At 38.9% G+C, this 8382-nt stretch carries 7 protein-coding genes; 2 read left to right on the plus strand and 5 right to left on the minus strand.

Annotation, left to right across the window (positions count from 1 at the left end; genetic code table 11):
* Positions 1-181: T9SS type A sorting domain-containing protein (locus R3333_RS10120; protein WP_318958676.1), on the plus strand; the 181-nt coding region annotated here is incomplete at its 5' end.
* Between the two features lie 150 nt (positions 182-331).
* On the opposite strand, the gene R3333_RS10125 is transcribed toward R3333_RS10120, so the two are convergent.
* From R3333_RS10125 to R3333_RS10140, 4 genes are all read right to left on the minus strand, one after another.
* A complete protein-coding gene (locus tag R3333_RS10125) occupies positions 332-1744 on the minus strand; it encodes a TolC family protein (RefSeq protein ID WP_318958677.1) in 1413 nt (470 codons plus the stop codon).
* 7 nt (positions 1745-1751) lie between these two features.
* Positions 1752-4958 carry an efflux RND transporter permease subunit gene (locus R3333_RS10130; RefSeq protein ID WP_318958678.1) on the minus strand — a complete coding sequence of 1069 codons (3207 nt, stop codon included), beginning with the start codon at positions 4956-4958 and terminating at the stop codon, positions 1752-1754.
* A 27-nt stretch (positions 4959-4985) separates the two neighbouring features.
* Positions 4986-6071 (minus strand): efflux RND transporter periplasmic adaptor subunit, encoded by a 1086-nt coding sequence (locus R3333_RS10135; RefSeq protein WP_318958679.1) that lies wholly within the window; start codon positions 6069-6071, stop codon positions 4986-4988.
* A gap of 145 nt (positions 6072-6216) precedes the next feature.
* On the minus strand, positions 6217-6633 hold the full coding sequence (locus R3333_RS10140; RefSeq protein ID WP_318958680.1) for a hypothetical protein: 417 nt from the start codon (positions 6631-6633) through the stop codon (positions 6217-6219).
* Between the two features lie 161 nt (positions 6634-6794).
* Between R3333_RS10140 and R3333_RS10145 the strand changes: the two genes are divergently transcribed.
* Entirely contained in the window at positions 6795-7910 is a 1116-nt protein-coding gene (locus tag R3333_RS10145) for a hypothetical protein (RefSeq protein ID WP_318958681.1), read from the plus strand.
* Positions 7911-8041: 131 nt separating this feature from the next.
* On the opposite strand, the gene R3333_RS10150 is transcribed toward R3333_RS10145, so the two are convergent.
* Positions 8042-8257 (minus strand): RNA-binding S4 domain-containing protein, encoded by a 216-nt coding sequence (locus tag R3333_RS10150; protein WP_318958682.1) that lies wholly within the window; start codon positions 8255-8257, stop codon positions 8042-8044.
* Positions 8258-8382: the final 125 nt, after the last annotated feature.

Genomic DNA, 8382 nt, shown 5'->3' on the forward strand with positions numbered 1-8382 from the left:
ATCAACTCAACCTATCTCGAGTATAAAACTCCATAATGCTATGGGACAACTCGTTGAATTCTATTTTGTCAATCAATCTAACTTTCAATTTGAAGTAAAAGATTACGATCCTGGAGTTTATCATTTAACCGTATTGAATAAGGATGGCTCTAGTAATTTTAGAAAATTAATTATCGAATAGTAAACGTGCCCCTCCATTAACATGAGCGCAGCGAATGCTAATCATCAAATCATTCGCGAAGCGAAAATCAAATCCCTCAAATCATCAAATAAAAAAGCCGCCCTACCCGGAGGTAAGACGACTTTAGCTGCTATGATTATTTAACTGTTCCTAATTCCAACCTCCACCGAGAGATTTGTAGATGTCAACAAAGGCATGTAATTGATTTCTTTTTGTTTCAATCAATTCAAATTTAGATTCAAGTGCATCGCGTTGTGTGAGCAATACTTCCATGTAATCGGCTCTTGCAGATTTAAACAAATCATTAGAGATTTGGATGGATTGCGTTAAAGCATCCACACGTTGTGATTGCAAAGCGTAGCTCATTTCTAAATTGTGTAAGTTCGAAAGCTGATTGACAACTTGTAAGTAAGCTTTCAATACGGTTTGCTCATAGTTGTAAATGGCTTGAATTTGTTTTGCATTGGCATTCTTATACGTTGCTTTTATCGCTTTTCTATTGATCAATGGTGCAGTTGCATCTCCAATCAAATTGAAAAGCATAGACTCTGGCGTTGAGATAAGCAATGCGGGGTTGAAAGATTGTAAGCCGAGTCCTGCTCTTAAGGTTAAAGAAGGATAAAAATTAGCGCGCGCCACTTGAATGTCTAAATTGGCCGCTTCTAATTCTAACTCTGCTTGTCTTATGTCTGGTCTATTCGCTAATAATTGAGAAGGAAGCCCCGCGTGAATAGTGTCGGGAACCAAAGTGTTGAAATTTGCTGAGTTTCTAGCGATAGGCTGAGGATAGCGTCCCAACAAGAAGTTGATTTCATTCTCCGTTTCTATGATTTTCTGTTGTACCTCGTATTGCAAACTTTTGGTTTTCATTACCTGAGCTTCAAACCTACGAACGGCAAGCTCTGTAACACGTGCGGATTTTTTTTGCAGGCGAACCACTTCAAGTGCATCCGATTGAATAGCGATGTTTTGTTGAATTAACGTCAGCTGATTATCCAAAGCCATCAATTCATAATAGGCATTAGCAACCTCAGAAATCAGATGTGTTACCATGAAATTTTTACCTTCTATTGAAGCGAGATAGCGCATCACTTGAGCCTTTCTTGCATTGCGTAACTTGTGCCAAATATCCACTTCCCAGTTCATAAAGCCACCTACCATAAAATCGGGTACTACCTCAGGTGTTTCTCTTCCCGGTTTAATGTCGGTTGTAGCCTCAGAAGCACCTTGCACTGTATAGCGACCAACTTTTTCACCAGCTGCTCCAACGCCCAAAGAAACAGAAGGAAGGTATTCCCCTTTTTTGGCACTCACCTCGTTGTTGGCCATCTGAATTTCTTGTAATATGATGTTCAACTCCTGGTTGTTTTGAAGCGCGGTATCAATCAAGGCGTTTAAATAAGGATCCGTAAAGTAACTTTTCCAGTTCAACGTGCCAGAATTCAAGCTGTCTTTCGACATGGCGAATTCTTGCGGTAAATCCTCTCGCAATTCTTTTTCCACTAAGGTTGGGGTCTTGCAGGCTCCCATAAGGAGCGCTACAAGACTTATTCCCACTAGCATATTTAATCTATTTATCTTCATCATCATTGTCTTTGTTAAATTGACTTTGGAATTCCATAAACCCTTCAGATAGCGGGTTGTCTTCTTCGTCTTTAATCAAGCTTCTATTTTCTGCAAGTTTTCCAAATATGTAGTACAATCCAGGTACGATAATTACCCCGAATACAGTACCGAACAACATTCCACCCAGGGCAGAAGCTCCAATGGTCATGTTACCAATTGCTCCCGGACCATGAGCTGCAATTAATGGAATTAACCCTGCGATAAAAGCAAAAGAGGTCATTAAAATTGGTCTAAACCTTTCTTTTGCCCCTGCAATAGCAGCATCAAACACTGTGAAGCCCTCGCGTTTTTTCTGGATGGCAAACTCTACGATTAACACGGCGTTTTTACCGAGTAAACCTACTAACATTACCAGGGCAACCTGAGCGTAGATATCATTGGCAACTCCCATCATTTTTATGAAAAGGAAGGAACCGAAAATACCAGCAGGTAAAGAAAGGATAACAGAGAAAGGAATAATAAAACTTTCATACTGTGCCGCGAGTACAAAGTAAACGAAGATCAATACTACAATGAAAATGTATATTGCCTCATTACCTCTCCTAGATTCATCTTTCGACAAACCAGCCCAGTCTATATCATATCCCTTTGGTAATGTTTCTGCTGCAACTTCCTTAATTACGTCAATTACCTCACCCGAAGAATATCCTTGTGCAGGATTACAACGAATCGGCGCAGTTGTATACATGTTATACCTGTTAATCTCATAGATACCTTGTGTCTTTTTCACTTTCATGAAAGCAGAGTAAGGAACCATTTCATCCTTGTCATTTTTTACATAGAAATTCAAGATATCCGTAGGTAATTTTCTGAACGAAGGATCCGCTTGAACGAAGAGTTTGAAGAAACGTCCGTATTTAATGAAACCTTGTTCGTAGGTACTTCCCACCAAGATAGATAAGTTGTCCATGGCCTTACCAATAGAAACACCCTTTTGCATGGCCAATTGGTTATCTATTTCTAATTCATATTGTGGATAATCGGTTCTGTAGAAAGTGAACAGTCCTGTAATCTCTGGTCTCTTCTCTAATTCATCCATGAATTTTTGAGTAACACCGTTTAAACGGTTGTAGTCAATGCTAGAGTTTTTATCCAACAATTGAAGGGCTATACCTCCGGCAGCACCGTAACCAGGTACAGCTGGCGGACCAAAGAATTCAACTTTCGCACCGGGAATGTCCTTCACCTTTTCTTCTAATTCCTCAATGATTTCAGGAACAGTATGGTGTCTTTTATCCCAAGGTTTTAAGTTGATGATACAAGTACCTGAGTTAGAACCACGACCTTGTGTCAAAATTTCATAACCTGCTAAAGCAGACACAGATTGTACCCCATCAATTTCTTCGGCAGCTTGTTGTAATTCTCTAGAGATAGCATAGGTTCTTTCCAAGGTAGATCCAGGAGGTGTTTGTAGCACCGCGTAAATCATACCTTGGTCTTCTGAAGGCACGAATCCAGAAGGTAGAACTCTTGAAATACCAATAGTACCCACAGCAAAGATTAACAACAATCCCCATGTTACGGCTTTACGGTTGACTATCTTTTTAAGAATTCCTGTGTATCCTCCCGTCATTTTGTCGAATCCTCTATTGAAAGAATCTAAACCTCTGTTTAGAAGGTTTCGTTTGCGCTCTTTTCCATGATTGTTTTTCAAGATCATTGCACTCAATACAGGTGTAAGCGTTAAGGCTACCAATCCTGAGATAACAATTGAGGAGGCCATCGTAATGGAGAACTGACGGTAGAATATACCTACAGGTCCAGACATAAAGGCTACCGGAACGAATACAGAAGTCATCAACAATGTAATGGCGATAATGGCACCAGAAATTTCTTTCAATACTAATTTCACCGCTTGAGTTGGAGTAAGATGCGGGTTCTCTTCCATCTTGGCGTGAACGGCCTCCACAACCACTATGGCATCATCGACCACAATTCCAATGGCCAATACCAAGGCAAATAGTGTAATCAAGTTGATGGTTAATCCAAAGGCTTGAATAACGAAGAAAGCTCCGATTAAAGATACTGGTACGGCAAGTACTGGAATCAAGGTAGATCTCCAATCACCCAAGAAAATGAATACGACTAAAGATACCAATATAAATGCATCTCTCAACGTGTGTAATACTTCAGTAATAGATGCGTCCAAGAAGTTAGAAACGTCATAAGAAATTTCGTATTCAACCCCTGGAGGGAAGTCGGCTTTCATTTCTTCCAACTTCGTTTTTACTTTTTCAATTACGTCTATGGCATTCGAACCATAAGCTTGGTTTAAAGTAATGGCTGCTGATGGAAATTCATCCTTATTGGAGTAGATGTCGTAGTACTCCGATCCTAATTCAACCTTGGCAATATCTTTTAGTTTCAAGACTTCACCGTCTGCATTGGCACGTATAATTACGTTTTCGTATTCCTCATCTTCGTTGTATCGTCCAGGATAGGTCAACACATATTCTATAGACTCTGAACGTTTACTATCGGCTCTACCCAAACGACCAGGAGAACCTATAATACTTTGTTCACCCAAGGCTTTCATCACCTCTTCTGTAGAGATGTCGTATGCTCGCATTCTGTCTGGGTTTAACCAAACACGCATGGCGTACTGTCTACTTCCCACAATTTGCGCTCTACCTACACCGTTGATACGTTGTAGTTCTGGCAGTAAATTAATGTAGGCGTAGTTGAAGATGAACTTCATATCTGTGTTGGCAGTATCCGTACCGTAAAGGTTCACATACATCAACATATTAGGCATTAAACGTTGTACCCTTAACCCTTCCAACTGAACGATGGCCGGTAAACGGTTTTTCATTTGTTGCACCCTGTTGTTGATGTTAACCACCGCCTGGTTGGGGTCACTACCTTTTTCGAATACGATTTGAATGTTGGCCTCACCTGAACTGGCTGCTGTGGAGAACATGTATTTCATTCCCGGAACTCCATTGATGGCTTGTTCTAAAGGAATTAATACAGAATTGGTAAGAACGGTTGAACTCGCTCCTGGATAGGAGAGGTATACCACAACCATAGGAGGAGCAATATCTGGAAATTGTGATTTGGGAAGTGTATTGATAGATAGCGTACCTACGAATACAATCACCAAAGACAATACAATAGCCAGTACTGGTCTTTTTATGAATTTACTAAACATTGTATTTTAATTTTTTTTGAACGATTTTTATTCTGCGTGTAATCTCAAAGTAGAAAGTACCTCTTTTGGATTGTGCAGTTCATATTCAATTTTATCGTGTTCACGAACGTTTCTTAAGCCTTCTAAAAGGATTTTGTCTGAAGTATCTAACCCTGATTTAACCACATATAAATCGGGCATTTCTGCTTCAATTTCTATTTTTCTAGATTGTAATTCATCGTTGGCATCAATTACGTATACATACTTCTGATCCAATACTTCGAACGTGGCTTTTTGAGGGATGACAATGGCATTATTGAAACGTTCTTTTACTTCTATGTTTCCGGTTTCTCCGTGACGTAAAAGTCCGGTTGGATTAGGGAAAGTAGCTCTAAATGGAATGTTACCTGTTTCGTTGTTAAAGTCGGCCTCTATGGTCTCAACTATACCGCGATGTGGGAAGAATTTATTGTTGGCCATTTTTAAACCGACCTCCAAGAAACTGTCTTTGTCCATATTGGTTTGATAATCTAAATAAACGGCTTCAGGAACGTTGAAATATACCCACATCTTACTGTTGTCAGACAGGTAGGTCAACAAATCTCCTTCGTCTATTAAACTTCCCAAACGAACATGGAATTTGTCAATTATACCATCGTAAGGAGCTCTAATTTCAGTGAAGTCTAAGTGAACTTTACGCAAGGCCAATTCAGCTTTTGCTTTGTCTAATTTTGCTTTAGCTAAGGCCAATTCATTCATAGAAACCACCTCGCTATCCGCTAGTTGTTTCGTGTTTAAATATTCTATGTTTGCGAATTCAGCTTCCGCTTTTGCTTTTTGCATTTCAGCCTCATACAAGCGCGGCATAATTTGAAACAACAATTGGCCTTTTTTAACGTGCTGACCTTCATCTACATATATCTTCTCTAAATAACCTCTCTCTTGGGCTCTTATTTTTATGTGTTGTATCGCATGAATTTGCGATACATAATCTACCGTAATAGAGGTGTCCATTCTCACAGGAGTAGTCGCTAGAAAATGTGTAGCTAACTCCTTTTCTTCATGTTTTTTTGATTCACAGCTTGCGTTAATAAATAAGGCACACAAGCCCAGCATTATGCACATTCTTCTCATAATAATTTTGCTTTTAAAGCATTAAATTGTTTGGAAATAAAAATTGATGGTATGCCAATAACCACTTGGTAGAATACCAAGTTTTGACATGTGGTATCTGCACCTAAAAGTTATTTCTAAGTGAACAGATAAAAGAAGATGTAAATCACAGTCTAAATACTTCTAGAACTAGAAATAGTGATTTGAATGATGATGCTTTGAATTCGTGAGAATGAAAAATGGCTTCTTCCTCGTGAATGTCTATAGAAACAACTGCTTTCTGTAAGAGAAAGAGTGTTTTAAGGAAATCTCCGAATGCGGAGAATTTTTTGTGTGACTTGTCTTCGTCCTCTTCCGCACCGCTTTCTGATGTTTCAACACCAAAGAGGTGCTGACTATTTTCTGGCGTTGCATGTATGTAATGTGCGTGAAGATCTTGAATTGAATATACCGATTGGTCTTCTGCTTGTGAACCTACTTGTTCAATACCAGAAATTTCAGCAAATGCACGACTAATGGTTTGGTTGAAACCAATTAGAAGCAGTACGCTCAGTGCAATAATATATCTGAAAAGTGTATTCATTTCTGAACGCAAATGTAATACGCCTTTTGCGAGGGTGCAAAATTCTACTGCTAATTATTTGTTAAAAGAATTTCGAAATCCTTTGTATTTTCATTTACCGGAGCCAGAAATGAGGAATTAACTTTATTTCTTATCTTGTCTTCAAATTAAACCGCACTGTTATGAAATGGCTTGTTTTACCGCTACTACTGGGAGCCTTAAACTTACATGCTCAACGTCTATTTTGGGAGGAAAAGGAATTGAATCCGTCCAGCACTCCGCAAGAGTTGAATGCTTTTATCTCACATTTTAAGGCATCTGAAATAGAATGGAACCCTAACAAATATTCCAACTTTCCTTGTCGACTTAAAAATTCAAAAGGGAATTGGCAGTTGTTTGACAAGACCACAAAAATATTGTTGTTTTCTTATCCTAAAAAGCTCAATAAAATGAGTGTTGAATTTCCTACTCCTGCGCAAGAGGAAATGGATTTTACAGTGGTGAATTACAATGGAAAAAAAGGAGTTATTTCCTTTTATTCTGAATTTATTCCACCTGTGAATTGGGATGAAATTGTCTTTGAAAATCTAGGAGAGCTGGATGAAACCTTTACAAAAATTGATTCACTTTTAACGCTTCCTTTTGATGAAGAGAACCATCTGGAGGCATTTTCCATTTCACCTTATGAGCTGTACGGATCAGAAACAAGTTTGTTGGAACATTTAGAGGTTGCAGGTAAAAAAGAAGGGAAATGGTATCGAATAGACTTGCGAGCGGAAGGTCCGGATATACTTGAGTTTGTGAGTGGAGTAGGATGTGCGGACATAAAGGATATACCGCGCCCAACCTATTTGCCACTTTCTGCGCTAGATTTAATGGCTCAAATACAAAAGGAGCATAAACTAGACTTAATTGAAGCGCAAGATGCTAATGCTATCTACTGTTATGGAAGATCTGTAAAAACACACCAATGGGGAGTGTTTGGAGGTGAAGGTGCATTTGAGTTGATAGCACCTATTTATGACAGCGTTGCCTACCACGATAATGCACATTGCTTTGAGTTGTGGTTAGAGGGAAGCGTCTATGTATATGATACGGGGTATGAAGACATATTGCCCGAGAAAAGTTTGAGTGATTTTCAGGTAATATTTCTCGACTACATGTACGGTGTTGGAGTAAAGGATGAAAAGGGATGGCACCTTTATGATGCCCAAACAGGAGATAGACTGGTAAAAGGAACCGCTCCCACCGCTGATGCATTGGTTGATTTATGGCTCAATCGTTTTGATGAAGAGTAGGCGAGGAGGGATTTAAATATTTAAGAATTTAAACCAGAAAGGGGGATGTTTCAACATCCCCCTTTCTGGTTATTTAAAGATCAAATACAATGATTTAAATTCTTAAATCATTAAATTTTTAAATACCGGTGTTACACAATCGTAATCTCTATCTCCTCATCAATCACCAATACATCGCCTTTAATGATTTTAGCTCTACGACGCGTTTCCACTTCACCGTTTCTAACTACCAATTCATCGTCAACGATCATTTTTGCGTGACCACCCGTTTGGGCAATGTTTACGGCTTTCAACAATTTTAAAAGCTCTATGTATTCTCCTTCGAGTAAAAATTCTATGGTTTGCATTATCTGTTTTGTTTGTAAAACTCAAATAAATCGTCGGCACTTTGGAAAGATGATTTTTCACCCTTTAAAACTGCCGCTTCTTCTGCTTTAAGTCTGTCTTTAACGGCCGAATTTAAGAAGAAATC

It is taken from the genome of Lishizhenia sp., from assembly GCF_033720595.1.
GTDB lineage: Bacteria > Bacteroidota > Bacteroidia > Flavobacteriales_D > Crocinitomicaceae > Lishizhenia.